Source organism: Enterococcus sp. AZ191 (assembly GCF_051713845.1).
GTDB lineage: Bacteria > Bacillota > Bacilli > Lactobacillales > Enterococcaceae > Enterococcus_B > Enterococcus_B durans.
In genome coordinates this window covers 1959576-1976420 of the sequence record NZ_JBIOQS010000001.1, presented here as the reverse complement: position 1 = coordinate 1976420, position 16845 = coordinate 1959576, and the positions used below count along the sequence as shown (strand labels likewise).

The 16845-nt window shown below is 39.0% G+C and carries 19 protein-coding genes and 1 pseudogene; 18 read left to right on the top strand and 2 right to left on the bottom strand.

The window, feature by feature from the left end; all coding sequences use genetic code 11:
* Positions 1-204 precede the first annotated feature (204 nt).
* Positions 205-1158: an ABC transporter substrate-binding protein gene (locus IGI47_RS09490; protein WP_438784046.1), complete on the bottom strand. Its 954-nt coding sequence runs from the start codon at positions 1156-1158 to the stop codon at positions 205-207.
* 167 nt (positions 1159-1325) lie between these two features.
* Here IGI47_RS09490 and IGI47_RS09485 point away from each other — a divergent pair, with 167 nt between their 5' ends.
* The 10 genes from IGI47_RS09485 to IGI47_RS09440 all read left to right on the top strand — a co-directional run bounded on the left by IGI47_RS09485 (position 1326) and on the right by IGI47_RS09440 (position 9645).
* Positions 1326-2132, top strand: coding sequence for an ABC transporter ATP-binding protein (locus IGI47_RS09485; protein ID WP_438784044.1), 807 nt, complete (start codon positions 1326-1328; stop codon positions 2130-2132).
* On the top strand, positions 2129-3118 hold the full coding sequence (locus IGI47_RS09480) for a FecCD family ABC transporter permease (RefSeq protein WP_311931538.1): 990 nt from the start codon (positions 2129-2131) through the stop codon (positions 3116-3118). Before IGI47_RS09485 ends, IGI47_RS09480 begins: the two co-directional genes overlap by 4 nt.
* A complete protein-coding gene (locus tag IGI47_RS09475) occupies positions 3115-4116 on the top strand; it encodes a FecCD family ABC transporter permease (protein WP_438784042.1) in 1002 nt (333 codons plus the stop codon). Before IGI47_RS09480 ends, IGI47_RS09475 begins: the two co-directional genes overlap by 4 nt.
* A 301-nt stretch (positions 4117-4417) precedes the next feature.
* Complete coding sequence (locus tag IGI47_RS09470; RefSeq protein WP_311931536.1) at positions 4418-4963, top strand: 5-formyltetrahydrofolate cyclo-ligase; 546 nt, start codon at positions 4418-4420, stop codon at positions 4961-4963.
* Positions 4964-4975: 12 nt separating this feature from the next.
* Positions 4976-5674, top strand: a complete 699-nt coding sequence (locus IGI47_RS09465; protein WP_005879488.1) for a rhomboid family intramembrane serine protease — start codon at positions 4976-4978, stop codon at positions 5672-5674.
* Positions 5675-5694: 20 nt separating this feature from the next.
* Positions 5695-5907 carry a YqgQ family protein gene (locus IGI47_RS09460; protein WP_005879489.1) on the top strand — a complete coding sequence of 71 codons (213 nt, stop codon included), beginning with the start codon at positions 5695-5697 and terminating at the stop codon, positions 5905-5907.
* A complete protein-coding gene (locus IGI47_RS09455) occupies positions 5907-6869 on the top strand; it encodes an ROK family glucokinase (protein WP_438784041.1) in 963 nt (320 codons plus the stop codon). The genes IGI47_RS09460 and IGI47_RS09455 overlap by 1 nt, the downstream gene beginning before the upstream one ends.
* Before the next feature lie 17 nt (positions 6870-6886).
* Positions 6887-7282, top strand: coding sequence for a rhodanese-like domain-containing protein (locus IGI47_RS09450; protein WP_005879493.1), 396 nt, complete (start codon positions 6887-6889; stop codon positions 7280-7282).
* A 186-nt stretch (positions 7283-7468) separates the two neighbouring features.
* Entirely contained in the window at positions 7469-7834 is a 366-nt protein-coding gene (locus tag IGI47_RS09445) for a DUF488 domain-containing protein (RefSeq protein WP_311931534.1), read from the top strand.
* Positions 7831-9645 (top strand): FAD/NAD(P)-binding protein, encoded by a 1815-nt coding sequence (locus IGI47_RS09440; RefSeq protein ID WP_438784040.1) that lies wholly within the window; start codon positions 7831-7833, stop codon positions 9643-9645. The genes IGI47_RS09445 and IGI47_RS09440 overlap by 4 nt, the downstream gene beginning before the upstream one ends.
* 66 nt (positions 9646-9711) lie before the next feature.
* Here the strand turns inward: IGI47_RS09440 and IGI47_RS09435 are convergent, their stop codons facing one another.
* A complete protein-coding gene (locus tag IGI47_RS09435; RefSeq protein WP_002288457.1) occupies positions 9712-9879 on the bottom strand; it encodes a DUF3042 family protein in 168 nt (55 codons plus the stop codon).
* Positions 9880-10019: 140 nt separating this feature from the next.
* On the opposite strand from IGI47_RS09435, the pseudogene IGI47_RS09430 reads away from it, so the two are divergent.
* From IGI47_RS09430 to tsaD, 8 genes and pseudogenes are all read left to right on the top strand, one after another.
* Positions 10020-10124, top strand: a pseudogene (locus tag IGI47_RS09430) (DUF3788 family protein); the annotation flags it as partial.
* A gap of 135 nt (positions 10125-10259) precedes the next feature.
* Entirely contained in the window at positions 10260-11249 is a 990-nt protein-coding gene (galE, locus tag IGI47_RS09425) for a UDP-glucose 4-epimerase GalE (RefSeq protein WP_311931532.1), read from the top strand.
* Between the two features lie 7 nt (positions 11250-11256).
* Positions 11257-12741 carry a UDP-glucose--hexose-1-phosphate uridylyltransferase gene (gene galT, locus IGI47_RS09420; protein ID WP_311931531.1) on the top strand — a complete coding sequence of 495 codons (1485 nt, stop codon included), beginning with the start codon at positions 11257-11259 and terminating at the stop codon, positions 12739-12741.
* A 35-nt stretch (positions 12742-12776) separates the two neighbouring features.
* Positions 12777-13766 carry a LacI family DNA-binding transcriptional regulator gene (locus tag IGI47_RS09415; protein ID WP_311931530.1) on the top strand — a complete coding sequence of 330 codons (990 nt, stop codon included), beginning with the start codon at positions 12777-12779 and terminating at the stop codon, positions 13764-13766.
* Positions 13767-13905: 139 nt separating this feature from the next.
* A complete protein-coding gene (gene tsaB / locus IGI47_RS09410; protein WP_311931529.1) occupies positions 13906-14628 on the top strand; it encodes a tRNA (adenosine(37)-N6)-threonylcarbamoyltransferase complex dimerization subunit type 1 TsaB in 723 nt (240 codons plus the stop codon).
* The gene (rimI, locus tag IGI47_RS09405) at positions 14612-15154 is read left to right on the top strand and encodes a ribosomal protein S18-alanine N-acetyltransferase (RefSeq protein WP_311931528.1); all 543 of its coding nucleotides are present in this window, start codon (positions 14612-14614) and stop codon (positions 15152-15154) included. The genes tsaB and rimI (IGI47_RS09405) overlap by 17 nt, the downstream gene beginning before the upstream one ends.
* A gap of 5 nt (positions 15155-15159) precedes the next feature.
* Positions 15160-15627, top strand: coding sequence for a ribosomal protein S18-alanine N-acetyltransferase (gene rimI, locus IGI47_RS09400; RefSeq protein WP_174784259.1), 468 nt, complete (start codon positions 15160-15162; stop codon positions 15625-15627).
* Positions 15624-16637: a tRNA (adenosine(37)-N6)-threonylcarbamoyltransferase complex transferase subunit TsaD gene (gene tsaD, locus IGI47_RS09395; RefSeq protein WP_438784038.1), complete on the top strand. Its 1014-nt coding sequence runs from the start codon at positions 15624-15626 to the stop codon at positions 16635-16637. Before rimI (IGI47_RS09400) ends, tsaD begins: the two co-directional genes overlap by 4 nt.
* Positions 16638-16845: the final 208 nt, after the last annotated feature.

Here is a 16845-nt window from a genome sequence, read left to right as displayed (position 1 = left end):
GTAACAGAGAAACCAAATTTTGTATCTTTCTTTGAGCGATCATCTGAAATTGCTTGCTTTTGATCCTATAAACGAACGATCATTTAAAAAAATAAAAAAAGCGCCTTGGACCAATGGGATTTTTCCTTAAAAGTTCGATTGAATCATCGAATGATACGGAGAAATATTTCATTGGAGACAAGGCTTTTTTCATGATGGTGATTCTTAGCTTAATCGCTCTTTGATATCGTCGACCATTTGTTCACTCGCAATAGGACCATTGTATAGCCAACTTGATTCAGGACCAAACTCTAATACATTGTTTGCTTTGACTGCTTTAAGATTTTTCCAAGTGGCTTCGTTGAACATGGCTGCTTTTTTATCACTGTTGACTAAAATAATATAGTCTGCATCTAATTCTGCTAGTTTTTCAGAAGAAACAGCAGACCAATCAGAAGTGGCTTCTTTAGAAACTTCTGTAACTAGAGGAGGGACTCCAAACAGCAGATCACCGTAGACGATTCGTCCGCTTGAACGATTTTCGCTTACCATGAAAGCAGAATTGTTGGTTACCCATAAGACTGCAGCTGTTTTGCCATTGATCTTATCTGATAATTCATTGCGTGTCTCTGTGACTTTTTTCTGATAATCAGAGATGATCTTATCTGCTTGTTCCTTTTTATCAAGGACTTTTGCGATATCTTTCAGTTGTGTTTCCCAAGTGACCTCTGTGCCATTTTCTACGACGTAGGTTGGAGCAATCTTACTATATTGATCGTATTTGCCACCTTCAACTGTAGCAGAAGAGGAGATTAGTAATAGATCAGGTTCAAAACTCAAAACTTTCTCGTAAGGGAGGTCATAGGAAATGGTAGGAACACCTTTAAGTTCGCTTTGTAGATAATCTTGGATTGAGCCACTGCCAACTGTCCACTGTGCTACTGGTTTTTCTCCTAATGCAATCAGATAGTCTTCCAGATAACTACCGATGATTCGTTTCGGTTGGTTGGGTATTGCTACTTTATGACCTAAAGTATCTGTTACAGTATGCGTTGCGTTAGTAGATTCTGTTGTAGAAGTCTCGGCTGTTTTTGTTTTGTTTGTTGACGAACAGGCTCCTAAAAGACCAATCAACAATAAAGTACTAGTGATTGTACATAATTTAGTTTTTAGATTCATTTTTTTCCTCCGCCTTTAATTGAGAATCTTTCTCATTTGTTATTATTCATGATAATAGAAGTGGTGTCAACCGTTTTTTGAGAAGTTCTAAGGGGCAAAGTAATGCTTGACGAATTTGTGAAGTGCCTTCATAATTGAGAATGATTTTCAATGGAAGGGTGAAAAAAATGACAATACTGGAAGCCGTTGATATTTCGACAGGTTACCTGAATAAGCAGATCAGTGAAAAATTATCTGTTAAGATCCCTGAAGGAAAAATTACCAGTCTAATTGGACCAAATGGTAGTGGTAAATCCACTTTATTAAAAAGTTTTACACGAATTCTTCCCTTTCAAAAAGGAAAGATCATGGTAGCGGGTTCTGATATTGCGACATATGCACCAAAAGAATTAGCGCGAAAGATTTCATTACTGGCGCAAAGTAGTGAGCATCCTTTAGGCATGTCGGTAGAAGAAGTTGTTTCATATGGACGTTATCCTTATCAAAAACTTTTTAGTGGAATGAATGAAAAGGATCTCTCTGCGATCGATTGGGCATTAGAGGTCACTCATTTATTGGAGTTTCGTGAAAGAGATTTAGCTAGTTTATCTGGTGGACAAGCGCAAAGAGTTTGGATTGCCATGGCGTTGGCGCAAGAGACAGATATTTTGATCTTGGATGAACCAACCACGTATTTAGATCCAGCCCATCAATTAGAAATCTTAGAATTGTTAGTAGAAATCAATCGTGCAAAGCATACGACCATTTTGATGTCCATCCATGACATCAATCATGCTTCACGTTTTTCAGACTGTTTGATTGGGATGAAGGATGGAAAATTGGTGGTGCAAGGAACGCCAACAGAAGTAGTCACAAAAGAATGGATGCGTGAAATCTTTGAAATTGATGCACAGATCGTCCAACTTCCAGAGACGAATAAACCTGTCTTTCTATCTTACGATTTGATGACTAGTCGTAAGGAGGGAGAAAAGTGAAACAGAAAAGAAAAGTTTTTACGCTTGTATTGTTTATAGTAGCCATCTTCATTATTTTTGTGATTTCTTTATCAAATGGTGCAGTGTCTATCGGCTTCTCCAATTTGTGGCGGGCAATTTTTCAGTTTGATGCTAGTGTTCAAACACAACAGATCATACGAACGATTCGGCTCCCTAGAGTCTTAGGTTCTTTTTTGGTGGGAAGCTGCTTTGCACTTAGTGGTGCGTTGATGCAAGGGGTGACTAGGAATAATTTAGCGGACTCAGGATTACTTGGTATCAATTCGGGGGCATCGCTAGCAATGGCAGTCAGTTTTATTTTTTTGCCAAAAACATCAGCATTTGGTGTGTTCTTGATTTCGTTATTAGGGTCGTTCCTAGTTACGTTACTTGTATTTTTTTGTTTGAGTCTTTCTAGGGTGGGGATGAATCCCATTCAGCTTATTTTAATTGGCGTGGCAATTAGTTCCTTTTTTACTGCTATTAGTCAAGCATTGACCCAATTGTTTGATCTTCAACAAGATTTGGCTTTTTGGTTTGTTGGAGGAGCTGCAAACATAACTTGGCAGCAACTAAAAGTGATTGCGCCTGTTTATATAGTGGCGGTTGGTTGTTCATTTGTACTAGGTAAATCTGTTTCTTTAGTAAATCTAAGCGAGACACACGCTTTGGCTCTTGGAGGACATCCTAAGCGGACTAGGACCGTCGTATTTTTATTAGTAGCTGTTTTAGCAGCCATTGCAGTCTCACTGGTAGGTCCAGTATCATTTATCGGCTTGATGGTGCCTCCAGTGGTTCGAGGCTTAGTTGGTTCGGATTATCGGTATGTCTTACCTGCATCCTTCTTATTAGGTGGGGGATTCGTGATGTTTGCGGATTATGTGGCGCGAATGATCAATCCACCCTTTGAAACTCCTTTTGGTTTAGTGGTTGCATTGATTGGTGTTCCGTTCTTATTGTTTCAAGTTAGGAGGGAACATGCATGAAAAAGATCCAATATGCTATCTTTTTATTGTTTTTTTTACTTGTCATTACTTCACTGGCTAGTCTGATGATTGGCACACCATTTATTTCTCTAGATCAGATTTTTGACTTGATGGTAGGAAAAGGGCAAGCTCTCCATTCTTTGGTGGTGTCTGAATTTCGGCTGCCTCGCTTATTGATTAGTCTTGTTGCGGGTTTGAGCCTTGGGGTGTCCGGTTATTTACTACAAGGAGTGACTAGAAATGAGTTAGCGGACTCTAGTTTATTAGGAATAAACGCGGGTGCGGGATTTTTTGTGATGCTGTATCTAGGATTCTATGCAAATGACTCTTCCCCGTTTTTATTGTTATTGGTTGCTTTTTCGGGAGGCGCTTTTGCGGTGTTCTTAGTATATGCCGTTGCCCATAAGCGGAATGGACTGCTTGGCATGAACCGCATTTTACTGGCAGGTATCGCTGTGAATGCAGGGTTATCTGTTTTGATGTTATTGTGTACGATCAAGTTGTCAAAAGAAAGCTATGGATTTGTTAATTCTTGGCTAGCAGGTTCGATTTGGGGAGCAAGTTGGCCATATGTATGGGTATTGATCCCTTGGGTGACTGTTATACTCATTCTTACGGTATTTTTCAGTGGCCGGATCGGACTATTATCCATAGGGCAAGAAAGAGCACGTAGTCTAGGCTTGAATGTAACAAGAAGTCAGCAGATCCTTTTATTACTAGCTGTCGCTTTAGCTTGTGGAAGTGTTGCTGTCGCTGGCAGTCTTTCTTTTGTCGGTTTACTTGCACCCCATGCAGCAAAACTAATCGTGCGACGAGAAAATCAATGGTCATTTCTTTTAAGTGGATTATTTGGCGCACTTTTTGTCAATAGCGCTGATAGTATTGCTCGAATCATTCTACCAAGCGGAGAAATCCCTACTGGAATCTTGATTGCCATCATTGGCGCACCTTATTTCTTGTATTTACTCTTTTCCAAACAAAAACAGATTCTAAGTTGACCTAGCTTTAAGAAGAGTCTAGTACAAAAATGTTTAATTCTAAGGACTAAGAAAAGACTTTTCAAATTTTGTGAATTTCTTCTTATTTCTCGGAGTTAAACACTTCTGTCCCAGCATCTTTTTTGAAATTTCCGGAAAAAATGACTTTTGGACGCCGTTTATTCTAGAGTCTGTAGCAAACCTGATTTTTATATTTGTCCCACATGCTCTTCTTTTTAAAGAAACTGAATTTATTCGAAAAGTTAAATTGCTATTTTGAGCATTTTCCGCTACCATTTTAACAAGAGGAAGGGTGACCTTTTTGGAACGTACAAAAGAAGACCTACGGAAATTTGGTATACAACAACTGCAAAGGATAGCCGAGAGTGGCGAGAAAGAAGCAAAAGAACGAAAGCTCTATCAAAAATTGTATGAAAGCAGCAAGTGGCAAAGGGCAAGAACTATTGGGCTAACAATAGCGAATGGCTTTGAAATTGCAACCCAACCGCTTATTGAATCAGCTCAAAGTGCAGGGAAAAGCATCGTTGTTCCGAAAACACTACCTAAACGTCAAATGGCCTTTTATCAGGTTGATCAAGAGACAACATTTGAAAAATCAAGTTTTGGTGTGTTTGAACCAATTTCTGATCGGTATTATTCGCCCGATGAAATTGACTTGCTGATTGTCCCGGGGATCATTTTTCATGAATGTGGGTATCGCATCGGTTTTGGCGGAGGATATTATGATCGATATTTGCAAAATTACCCCAATGCTACGTGCAGCCTTGTTTTCCATGAGCTTATCAATAACGAATGGCTCCCTGAAAGTTTTGACAAAAGAATCCAACAACTATTTACGGATGTTTAAAAGGAGGATTTCATGAATTATCAACAACAGATAAAATTAAAGGCTTGGTTAAGAAGGCCGATCATCACTTACTTTTTCTTGGCAATCCAGACAATCGTATTCTTAGCGATGGAATTCATCCCATCAAATAATATTGCTGCATCTATGGGAATGTATGGACCATTCGTCGTTTATATGAATGAATGGTGGCGATTCATCACACCTATCTTTATCCATTTTGGTCTGATGCATTTTGCCATGAATTCATTGATTCTCTATTTTATGGGTGAACAAATTGAAACGCTCTATGGGCATTGGCGCTTTTTTATAATCTACCTATTCAGCGGAATTATGGGGAATGCAGCTAGCTTTGCGTTTAATCAAGCCGGCGTTCTTTCTGGTGGGGCAAGTACCTCATTATTTGGATTGTTTGGCGCATTATTCATATTAGGTTTTCATTTCAAAAATGATTATCAGGTAAGACAAATGATTCGTCATTATATGCTGTTTATTGCGATGAGCTTTGTTTTTGGTCTCATGGATACATCGGTGGATATCTGGGGACATGTGGGAGGAATCATTGGTGGTTTGCTTTTAGGGAATTGCTTAGGTTTACCAAAAAAAATGACTGATTACTCGATCCATCAGCGAATACTTTCACTTCTCGTTTTTGGATTTCTTTTAATAATATGTGTTTTATTGGGTTTAAAAAAATATGGATTACTTGTATAATATGAAGGAAGTGCTTAGAGATGGAGAGCTTGTATGATGTGCAGCAACTGTTCAAAAGGTTTGGCATCTTTGTCTATGTGGGGTCACGTATCTATGATATTGAGTTGATGACGATCGAATTGAGGAATCTTTATGATAATCGGTTGATCGATCATGATACATACATGACAGCGTGGCATATACTGAAAAGAGAGCACCGAGTAGAAGAAAGCCGAAAGAAAGGAAACTTGTAATGGACAAAAAAATTATTGGGATTGATTTAGGTGGTACAACAGCAAAATTTGCAATTTTAACACCGGAAGGAGAAATTCAACAAAAGTGGAGTATCGATACCAATATTTTGGATGATGGCACGCACATCATTCCTGAGATTGTTGAATCAATCAATCATCGTTTGAATTTATACAACATGAAAGCTGAAAATTTTATTGGGATCGGTATGGGGACACCTGGTAGTGTCGACAGCGATGCTGGGACAGTCATTGGTGCCTACAATTTAAACTGGACTGAACTTCAATACGTAAGAAAGCAAATTGAAGAAGGTACAGGAATCAAATTTGCAATCGACAATGATGCCAATGTAGCAGCTTTAGGTGAACGATGGAAAGGCGCTGGGGAAAATGACCCAGACGTTATCTTCGTTACGCTAGGAACCGGTGTGGGCGGAGGTATCATAGCTGCTGGCAACTTGATCCATGGTGTTGCTGGTGCTGGGGGCGAAATTGGCCATATTACAGTTGATCCAGAAGGTTTTGAGTGTACTTGCGGTAAACGTGGCTGTCTTGAAACGGTCTCAAGCGCAACTGGTGTGGTTCGTTTAGCACGCTTCTTAGCCGAAGAATACGCTGGTGACTCAACACTTAAAAAGATGCTTGATGATGGTGAAGAAGTGACAAGTAAAGACATCTTTGAATTGGCAGAAGGCAATGATCCTTTTGGTTTGATAGTTGTAGAACGCGTATGCTTCTATTTAGGTTTGGCTTGCGGCAATCTAGGGAATACGATGAACCCTTCAAGCATCGTTCTAGGTGGGGGTGTTTCAGCTGCAGGTGAATTTTTACGCAGCCGTGTCGAAAAATATTTCAATCAATTCACATTCCCACAAGTAAGAGAATCAACAAAAATCAAATTAGCGGAATTAGGAAATGAAGCCGGTGTGATCGGTGCTGCTTCATTGGCCTTGAAGTATGCTTAACAAAGTGGAGGAATTACATGGTTTTATGGGTTATTAACATCGTATTGCTACTAATTATTCTTGCAATCGTATTTTGGGAAGTCTATTTGCGAGTAATGGCAAAACGTTCTGCGAAAACACTGGAAGAAGAAGAATTCCGAGAAAACATGCGAAAAGCACAAGTCATTGATGTTCGTGAAAAAGATGTTTTTGATGCGGGACACATCCTAGGCGCAAGAAACATTCCTTATACAGTTTTGAAAGATTCACTAGGATCGATTCGTAAAGACCAACCAGTGTACATTTATGATCAAAAGAAAAGTTTAAGCATACGTACAGCAAATAAACTAAGAAAAGCTGGCTACAAAGATATCTATATCTTAAAAGGTGGATATGATGGTTGGTCAGGTAAAGTAAAAAGTAAAAGAGTGTAACATTTCTTCAATACTTGAAGGAATCAGTAAATATCCTAAAAAAAGTCTGAGTATCTGAAAATATTTTTTATATTTTCAAGATTCTTAGACTTTTTCTTTATGATCAGTTTTTGTAGGATTGGACAAAATCGACTATTATTTGAATCATTTATGCTATGATCGAAATAGAAGAGGAATGTGGAGTCAATGATTAAATTAAAGAGAATTTATCAAGAAAGAGAAGAAAATGATGGGGTTCGGGTTTTAGTTGATCGCATATGGCCTCGAGGAATATCGAAAGAAAAAGCACACCTTGATTTGTGGCTCAAAGAAGTTGCACCGAGTACAGAATTAAGAAAGTTTTTTGGACATGATCCAAAGCGTTTTGCAGAATTTTCTAAACGATATAGTGAGGAATTGACAAAAGAGGAAGAAAAACGGATAGCAATTACCCGGTTAAAGTTGCTTCTTGAAACTTATCCGGTAGTGACGCTAGTCTATGGTGCAAAGGATGAAAAACAAAATCAAGCGGTCGTATTGAAAGAATATCTCGAAAGGAGTATCGGTGGATGAAAATTGGCATTGTAGGCGGTGGGCCAAGAGGATTGAGCATGGCTGAACGATTGTTGCGCAATGGGGTAAATGAGCAAGCGCTTGAACTTATTCTATTTGATCCAGTAGGACCGGGTGGCAGAGTCTGGCGACTTGATCAACCTTCTGAGTTACTAATGAATTCTGTATCTCAACAAGTGACACTTTTTACTGATGAAACGTTATCAAGCGGAGGGGTTATTTCGCCTGGTCCCAATCTTTATCAATGGAGTAAGACAAACGCAGTTGAATTCATTGAACAGCAAAATATACCAATGAAAGCTGATTTTATCAAGGAATCAAGGGAGTTAAAAAAGGATGAACAATGCTCCCGTTGCTTTTACGGACTTTATCAACACTGGTTTTATACACAATTAAATGAAGCATACCCAAAAAATCTGACTTTGGTCAAAGGGCTAGTTACTGAAATCCAAAAAAAAGAGCAGCAGTATCAACTGGAGACGGACAAACAAGTATTTATGGTAGATCAATTAGTTTTGGCTACAGGACATTGGGAAAATGAACTGACTGGGGAAGCGAAGACACTTTATGATCACGCAAAGAAAGAGAACTTATTCTATCAGCCCCCTGCAAATCCGGCAGACGTCCCTGTTCAATCGATCCCACCAAAAGAAAATGTCATTTTGAAAGGATTAGGATTAAGTTGTTTCGACTACGTAGGGCTGTTTACAATTGGCCGTGGCGGTTATTTTGAAGATAAAGGGGAAAAATTGATTTATCATCCTTCTGGGTTGGAACCAGTTGTCTATTGCGGTTCGAGAAAAGGACTTTCTTATTTTCCTAGGGGAAAGAATCAAAAACAGGGAGGTGCTATAGCTTTACCAAGATTGCTCACAAGAGAAAATCTGTCAAAGCTGTATCATTCGAAGAAATTGACAGGAACCTTATTTTTTGAATTATTGAAAATGGATACAGAATTGTTTTATTACAAAAAAATCATTGAAGAATATCAGCTAGAGATTTCAAGTGCCTTATTTGAGCAAGACTTTCTTTCTGATAAAGAAGAGCTGTGGCAACAAAAGTACCCTGAGCTAATGTCTTATCACTGGTCATGGGATTTCTTTGCTGACCCATTGAGTCCTAGTCAAGATTTTATACCAGCAAGCAGACAGTTTATTGCATATCAGATCAATGAAGCTTTAAAGGGAAACTGTACAGGTGCGATTGCGTCGACATTCGATGCATTGAAAGATTGGCGTGATCCGATACGGCAAGCGATCGAATGGGAAATTTTTACAGTAAAAGAATATGAAGAATTGTTATGGGGTTGGTTCACTCATCTGAATGCGTTTCTTACGATTGGCCCACCAGCAATTCGAACAAGAGAACTAGCTGCTCTGATTGATGCCGGGATTTTTCATTTGGTCGAGCCCCCTATTGATATCCGTATGTCAGAAGGTTGTTTTTCTGTAGATTATAAAGGAGTAACGGTCAAAAGTAGATTTTTGATTGAAGCACGTGTACCTAAAAATGACCTCCTTTACACAGAAAACCCAGCTTTAAAGAGTCTAAGAAATAATCAGCTTATTCGTTCATATACTTATCAAGACCAGAAAAAACAGTACCATACAAATGCAGTTGATGTCATTCGAGGAACAAACCAAGTTGTGAACCAAAAAGGAAAGATAGAGGAGACGGTTTATTGTATCGGTATCCCAGTTGAAGGCGTAGATTGGTTGACGGCTGCCGTTTCAAGACCTTACACTGATCCTTGGAATTTAAGACAAATCGACCGAATCGCACAACATATGTTGCAGAGTAAAAGGATATAGAAAAAAGACCTAAAAGTACGACTCTTTTAAGAAAGGGCGTCTCTTAGGTCTTTTTTTGAAGCAAAATTAGCGAGAAACACGTTTACGCATTGCTTTTTTTCGATTTTCTTCGATCATTGCTTCCTTCTCATCGATTGGATCAATGACTGTTTTTTTGACTGAAGCGACTAAGCCAGCAACTGCAGCAGCTGTTGCCAGACTACCTACTAAAATACCTGATACAAATTTTTTCATCTCAAACACCTCGTTTATTAGTTGTTACCTCTATTATGGAACAAAATGGAAAAAAAGACCAGTCTGAGGTCTAAAAACTGAAAACCTTTGCAATTAACGGTTGAAAAAATTTACTAAATGTTTTATTATAAATTTACTAAATAAAAAAGAAAGCATTTTACAAGAGGCTGGGACAGAAGTGTTTAACTCCGAGAAATAAGAAGAAATTCACGAAAATTGTTTTTCAAATTTTTGTGAATTTCGGCTGATTTAAGAAGGAGTTGTTTCTGCTCCCACCGTTTATTCGTTTTTAAAAAATGAGACAAAAGTGTTTCTTACTTTTGTCCCACGCTCTTCAAGAAGTAAATGTTTGATTAAAAAGAGAAAAAAGGAGTGGGCATATGTCAATTTTAGTTTTAGGTGGTGCAGGTTATATTGGTTCCCATGCTGTGGATCAATTAATCAATAAAGGCTATGAAGTAATCGTGGTGGATAATTTATTGACTGGTCACAAAGCAGCGGTCCATCCAGATGCACGTTTTTATGAAGGCGATATTCGAGACAAAACTTTTTTGAAATCTGTTTTTGAAAAAGAAACGATCGAAGGAGTTCTTCATTTTGCTGCTAGTTCATTAGTAGGTGAGTCAGTCGAAAAACCGTTAAAATATTTCAACAATAATGTCTATGGTATGCAAGTGTTATTGGAAGTCATGCATGAATTTGATGTCAAAAATATCGTATTCTCTTCGACTGCTGCAACCTATGGCGAGCCAAAAGAATTCCCGATTACAGAAATTACCCCAACGAATCCGAAAAATCCTTATGGTGAAAGCAAACTGATGATGGAAAAAATGATGAAGTGGTGTGATAATGCCTATGGAATGCGGTATGTCGCTTTACGCTACTTCAATGTGGCTGGTGCTAAATCGGATGCCTCTATAGGAGAAGATCATACACCAGAAACCCATTTAGTTCCAATCATCTTGCAAGTAGCGTTAGGGCAACGTGAAGCATTAGCTATTTATGGGGATGACTATGATACACCAGATGGGACATGCGTCAGAGATTATGTACAAGTAGAAGACCTGATTGCCGCACACATCTTAGCTTTAGAATATCTAAAAGCCGGTAATGAAAGCAACTTCTTCAATCTAGGAAGTAATCAAGGCTATTCAGTGCAAGAGATGCTTGAAGCAGCTCGAGAAGTGACAGGAAAAGAAATTCCAGCGAAGATTGCTCCTCGACGAGCAGGCGACCCAAGTCGATTAGTCGCTTCAAGTGCAAAAGCACAAGCGATTTTAGGTTGGCAGCCGAAATTTACAGACGTGAAAGAAATTATTAAAACTGCTTGGGAATGGCATGTCAGCCACCCTAATGGTTATGAGGAGTAGAGAAAAGATGACAATCAGTCAAACGATTTGCGATTTTACTACGTTAGCGATCGAAGCGGGTGGATGGATGGAGATGGACCGGATCTATCTGCAAAACAGGATCAACGGTATGATCGGTGAAGAGGCAATGGATGTGTACCAAGTGCGTTCCGTCAATGAGGATTCAGTGGATTTATTGGATCGTTTAGTCGAGCAAGCACAAAAAAATGGGATAGTTTCTGACTTAACAGCGGAAAAAGAAATTTTCGAAGCACAACTGATGGACTTTTTGACTCCTCCACCTTCTGTAGTCAATGCATTTTTTGCGCAACATTATGCCAACGACCCTGAAGAGGCAACGAACTATTTCTTTGATTTGAGCAAGCGAAATGACTACATCAAGACCCGAGCTATCGCAAAAAATATCCAATATACCTACCCATCCGATTATGGGGAGCTGGAAATCACGATCAATTTATCGAAACCTGAGAAAGATCCCAAACAAATTGCAGCTGAAAGACAAGCTGCGAAAGTTGATTACCCTAAATGTATGCTGTGTATGGAAAATGAAGGATACAAGGGGCGCTTGAATTATCCAGCGCGGACGAATCATCGGATCATTCGTATGAATTTGGATGGCGAAAGCTGGGGATTTCAATACTCACCTTATGCTTACTACAATGAGCATTCGATCATTCTTTCAGAAGAACATCGGCCAATGAGAATCACGAAGGAGGCTTTCGCTCGTTTACTGAAGATTACGGAAGTCTTGCCACACTATTTTGTTGGTTCAAACGCTGATTTACCGATCGTAGGGGGATCAATCTTATCTCATGATCACTATCAAGCAGGACGTCATGAATTTCCAATGGCAAAAGCGCCAATAGAAAAATTGATCAAATTATCTGACTATCCGCAAGTAATTGCTGGAATCGTCAAGTGGCCGATGTCTGTGATCCGTTTACAAGCGACAGATCGACATGTATTAGTCGAAGCGGCTACAAGCGTGTTGGGAAAATGGAAGAACTATTCTGATCCAGCAGTAGAAGTCAATGCATTTTCTCCAGATGGAACACCACACCATACGATTACACCGATAGCTAGAAAACGGGATGACTATTATGAACTTGATTTAGTGTTACGTGATAATAATACGTCAGCAGAACATCCAGAAGGGATCTTCCATCCACATCGGGATATCCAACATATCAAGAAAGAAAACATTGGCTTAATCGAAGTCATGGGGCTAGCAGTTTTACCGCCACGCTTAAAAAAAGAATTAGCAGAGGTTAAAAATTATCTATTAGGAAAAGACCATCATATTGCGGATTATCATGTGGAATGGGCAGATCAGCTTAAAGCTGAACACCCAGAATTGACTGAAAAATCAGTGGACAATATTGTCTTTGAAGCAGTAGGGAAAGTTTTTGCACGTGTGTTAGAAGATGCGGGTGTTTTCAAACGTGATGAAGAAGGACAAGCTGCTTTTGAACGCTTTACTGCAGGGTTATAAGAAAATGGATGGAAAACGGATAGGAGGGAGAGACAGTGGCAACAATTAAAGATATTGCTCGGTTGGCAGGTGTTTCTCCTGCTACCGTTTCGAGAGTTCTTAACTATGATAGCGAGCTGTCAGTTGCTTTAGAGACAAAGAAAAAAATTTTTGAGGTTGCAGAAAGTTTGAATTATACGAAGCATCTCAGAAATGGTTCTGCAATCAAACAAACTGTGCGTCTTATCCAATGGTACAATGATCAGGAAGAATTAGAAGATCTGTATTATCTTGCGATCCGTCTGGGGATTGAGAAGAAAGCGGAAGAGTTGAATATTGCGTTACTAAAAGAAACGTGGGATTCGGTAAGTGAGAAGCCAGCAGATGGAACAATTGCTTTAGGTAAGTTCGATACGCATCAATTAGTGGAATTGAAAAAATCACAAGCGAACCTTCTCTTAGTGGATTCAGATGGGACCAATTATGGTATCAATTCTTTGATCGTTGATTTCTCTTCAAGTATCAAAAAGATCATTGATTATTTCAAAAATCAAGGGGCAAGGGAGATCACGATGCTTGCTGGCAAAGAGTATACAAAAAAGAGCCACCAAAGAGTCAGTGATCCGAGGAGCAGTGCATTCAAACAGCTTATCGCTGCAGAGGGATTACAGGGGACAATTATCGAAGCAGATTTTTCCGTAGAGTCCGGGTACCAAGTGATGAAGGAACATCTAGAAAATCATCAGAAAGTTCCAACTGCGCTGTTTGCGGCAAATGATGCATTAGCAATCGGTGCATTAAAAGCTATTACGGAAAAAAATTATAGAGTTCCACAAGATATTTCGCTGATCGGTTTTAATGATATCAGTGTAGCGAAATATGTTTCTCCGCCACTTTCAACGGTGAAGGTCTATACAGAATGGATGGGAGAGCTTGCAGTTGAAACACTGGTTCAAGGGATGAATGAAAAATCTCCTGTTTCAAGAAAGATAATTGTCGGAACGGATCTCATCTTGCGAAGCTCGACGAACCCAATCAGTAAGTAATAGAATAAGTATAAAAAAGAAAAAAGTTGTGTGTTTGTTACAACTTTTTTTCTTTTTTTGCTGAAATTCTTTTTTCTTTTCTTTGCTAGAAGTATGCTACAATATAAAACGACAGTAGTGAGTAGAAAGGAATAAATAAATGATTACATTAGGAATAGATACAGCCAATCAAACTTTAGCAGTTGGAGTGATCGATGATAATCACATTTTGGGTCAGGTACAAATCAATGTAAAAAAGAATCACAGTATCAGCTTGATGCCAACTATTGATCAATTGTTTTCAGCAATCCAATTGACACCTGATACAGTTGATCGGATCGTTGTTTCGGCAGGACCTGGCTCCTACACAGGCTTGCGGATTGGTGTGACTACAGCTAAGACATTAGCATATACATTAAAGAAAGAATTAGTCGGCGTATCAAGTTTGAAGGCTATTGCAACAAATTGTATTGGAATTGAAGGGCTTATCGTGCCTATTTTCGACGCAAGAAGAAAAAATGTCTATAGCGCAATCTATCGTCAAAAGAATGGGGATCTTGAAACAGTGTTAGCAGATACACATATCTCGTTAGCAGAGCTGCTTGACCATTTAAAAGGATCGAGTGAATCTATTTTGTTTGTCGGGGAAGACTGCCAAAAGTTCTCTGCAGAGATTGCAGAAAACTTACCAGAAGCAACAATCAATCGACTTGCGGAATGGAACATACCTAATGGAGCAACTATAGCTAAAATGGGTGCCGCTGATGATCCAGTTGAAGATGTCCAAAACTTTTTACCGCGCTACTTAAAGAAAGTGGAAGCAGAAGAAAAATGGTTAGAGACTCATAGTCCTGGAGAAGAAAGTTATGTTGAAAAAATTTAAAGCATATGCCAGAAGTTTGTTCTACGAAAAAAAGAGTTTCTCAACGAAAACTGTAGAAATAAAAGGACAAGCCTATCAGTTCAAAGAATTGAATCCGAACGATGTGAAAGATTTATTAGCGGTTGAACGTGCTGTATATGACGGAGAGCTGCCTTGGACAAAAAGTGCTTTTTTATCAGAAATGAAATCGCCTTTTTTAAATCTATATCTGGGAGTGTTTCAGGGAAACGAACTTATAGGCTTTATTGGTGCAAGAATCTTTGGGTTTGATTGCCATATCACGAATATTGCTGTTACCCCAACTTATCAACGAAAAAATCTTGGAACGAAACTGATTGACGAAATAGAAGATTTTGCTATAATGAATCGCTGTGAGACTCTTTCTTTAGAAGTCAGGATCAGTAATCAGGATGCGCAAAGACTCTATCGAAAATTAGGGTTCCAATCACGTAAAGTAAGAAAAGGCTACTATACTCAAACGAACGAAGACGCTTTAGACATGGTAAAATTTTTAGAAAATGAGTGAAACTAGTGATTTATAAAAAAAATAAGTTTAAACCAGAAGAGTTGGCGGAATGTTTGTGGACCCTTTGCGAAGAAGCTTATGAATATGGGTCGCCTTGGACGAAGAGTCAATTTTTAGCAGATATCCTTCAGCCACATACTGATTATTGTATATTAGTCGAACATTCGACAATTCAAGGGTTTCTAAGTTATTCTAGCGTAATGGATGAGACGGAAATCACAAATATCGCAGTGGCAAAAGCGATGCAACATAGAGGTTGTGCGCGAACTCTGTTAAGATTTTTATTGGCTGAAGAGAAAAAAGCGGGCACGTATACAGTCTTTTTAGAAGTACGACTATCCAATACACCCGCCCGTAAACTTTATGAATCAGAGAAGTTTCGGATGTTAGGTAAACGAAAATCTTATTACCACAATCCAGTAGAAGATGCGATTATTATGAGTACAAAGTTAAAAACGGAGACGATAAAATGAATGAAGAATTGATTCTCGCAGTTGAATCAAGTTGTGATGAAACGAGCGTAGCAATCGTAAGGAACGGAAACGAGATCTTATCGAATATTGTTGCCTCACAAATAAACAGCCATAAGCGGTTTGGCGGTGTCGTACCTGAAGTTGCAAGCCGTCATCATGTAGAGCAGATCACTTTATGTATTGAAGAAGCAATGACAGAAGCGCAAGTCACAGTTGAAGAGTTAAGTGCTGTAGCAGTTACATATGGGCCAGGTCTAGTCGGTTCATTATTGATTGGGATTTCTGCTGCTAAGGCATTTGCTTGGGCAAATCATTTGCCGTTGATCCCTGTCAACCATATGGCAGGTCATATCTATGCTGCTCGGTTCGAAAAACGGTTTAAATTTCCATTACTTGCGTTACTTGTCAGTGGTGGGCATACAGAACTAGTTTACATGCAAGAAGATGGCGACTATGAAATTATTGGAGAAACGAGAGACGATGCAGCTGGTGAAGCGTATGATAAAGTAGGTCGTGTCTTAGGCTTGAGTTATCCAAGCGGCAAGGAAATCGATCAACTAGCCCACCAAGGTCAAGATGCGTATCACTTTCCACGAGCAATGATCCATGAAAATAACTATGATTTCAGTTTTAGTGGGCTAAAAACCGCATTTATCAATCTTGTGCACAATGCAGAACAACGTGGTGAAAAACTTGATAAAAATGATTTAGCTGCCAGTTTTCAGGCAAGTGTGATCGACGTTTTGGTAAACAAAACGATTCGAGCCTGTCAAGAGTACTCTGTGAAGCAACTAATCGTCGCTGGAGGAGTAGCTGCTAATCAGGGATTACGAGAAACACTTGAACAAACGCTAACTGAAACCTTACCAGAGATAGAATTATGTATCCCGCCATTAAGACTTTGTGGGGATAATGCAGCAATGATCGGAGCAGCTGCACATGTCGAATTACAAAAGAAACATTTTGCAGACTATCGATTGAATGCAGACCCTAGTTTGATATTGAATTAGAATGTATCTATTAAGGCTTTACTGTTCAAAAAATGGATGTTAACTAAAAAGAGGTCGAGACAAAAGTCGTTTCGGTTTGAGAAATTGGAGAGAAAAGAGGCTGGGAGAGAAGTGTTTATTTCCGAAGGAGTTGCTTCTGCTCCCACCGTTTATTCATTTTTAAAGAACGAGACAAAAGTGTTTTTTACTTTTGTCCTACGTTTTTTTT

What these genes read in the sequence shown, in the direction of transcription:
- IGI47_RS09490 (WP_438784046.1), bottom strand. Translation starts at nt 1,158, where the DNA reads ATGAATCTAAAAACTAAATTATGTACAATCACTAGTACTTTATTGTTG.
- IGI47_RS09485 (WP_438784044.1), top strand. Translation starts at nt 1,326, where the DNA reads ATGACAATACTGGAAGCCGTTGATATTTCGACAGGTTACCTGAATAAG.
- IGI47_RS09475 (WP_438784042.1), top strand. Translation starts at nt 3,115, where the DNA reads ATGAAAAAGATCCAATATGCTATCTTTTTATTGTTTTTTTTACTTGTC.
- IGI47_RS09465 (WP_005879488.1), top strand. Translation starts at nt 4,976, where the DNA reads ATGAATTATCAACAACAGATAAAATTAAAGGCTTGGTTAAGAAGGCCG.
- IGI47_RS09460 (WP_005879489.1), top strand. Translation starts at nt 5,695, where the DNA reads ATGGAGAGCTTGTATGATGTGCAGCAACTGTTCAAAAGGTTTGGCATC.
- IGI47_RS09455 (WP_438784041.1), top strand. Translation starts at nt 5,907, where the DNA reads ATGGACAAAAAAATTATTGGGATTGATTTAGGTGGTACAACAGCAAAA.
- IGI47_RS09450 (WP_005879493.1), top strand. Translation starts at nt 6,887, where the DNA reads ATGGTTTTATGGGTTATTAACATCGTATTGCTACTAATTATTCTTGCA.
- IGI47_RS09445 (WP_311931534.1), top strand. Translation starts at nt 7,469, where the DNA reads ATGATTAAATTAAAGAGAATTTATCAAGAAAGAGAAGAAAATGATGGG.
- IGI47_RS09440 (WP_438784040.1), top strand. Translation starts at nt 7,831, where the DNA reads ATGAAAATTGGCATTGTAGGCGGTGGGCCAAGAGGATTGAGCATGGCT.
- IGI47_RS09435 (WP_002288457.1), bottom strand. Translation starts at nt 9,879, where the DNA reads ATGAAAAAATTTGTATCAGGTATTTTAGTAGGTAGTCTGGCAACAGCT.
- galE (WP_311931532.1), top strand. Translation starts at nt 10,260, where the DNA reads ATGTCAATTTTAGTTTTAGGTGGTGCAGGTTATATTGGTTCCCATGCT.
- galT (WP_311931531.1), top strand. Translation starts at nt 11,257, where the DNA reads ATGACAATCAGTCAAACGATTTGCGATTTTACTACGTTAGCGATCGAA.
- tsaB (WP_311931529.1), top strand. Translation starts at nt 13,906, where the DNA reads ATGATTACATTAGGAATAGATACAGCCAATCAAACTTTAGCAGTTGGA.
- rimI (WP_311931528.1), top strand. Translation starts at nt 14,612, where the DNA reads ATGTTGAAAAAATTTAAAGCATATGCCAGAAGTTTGTTCTACGAAAAA.
- tsaD (WP_438784038.1), top strand. Translation starts at nt 15,624, where the DNA reads ATGAATGAAGAATTGATTCTCGCAGTTGAATCAAGTTGTGATGAAACG.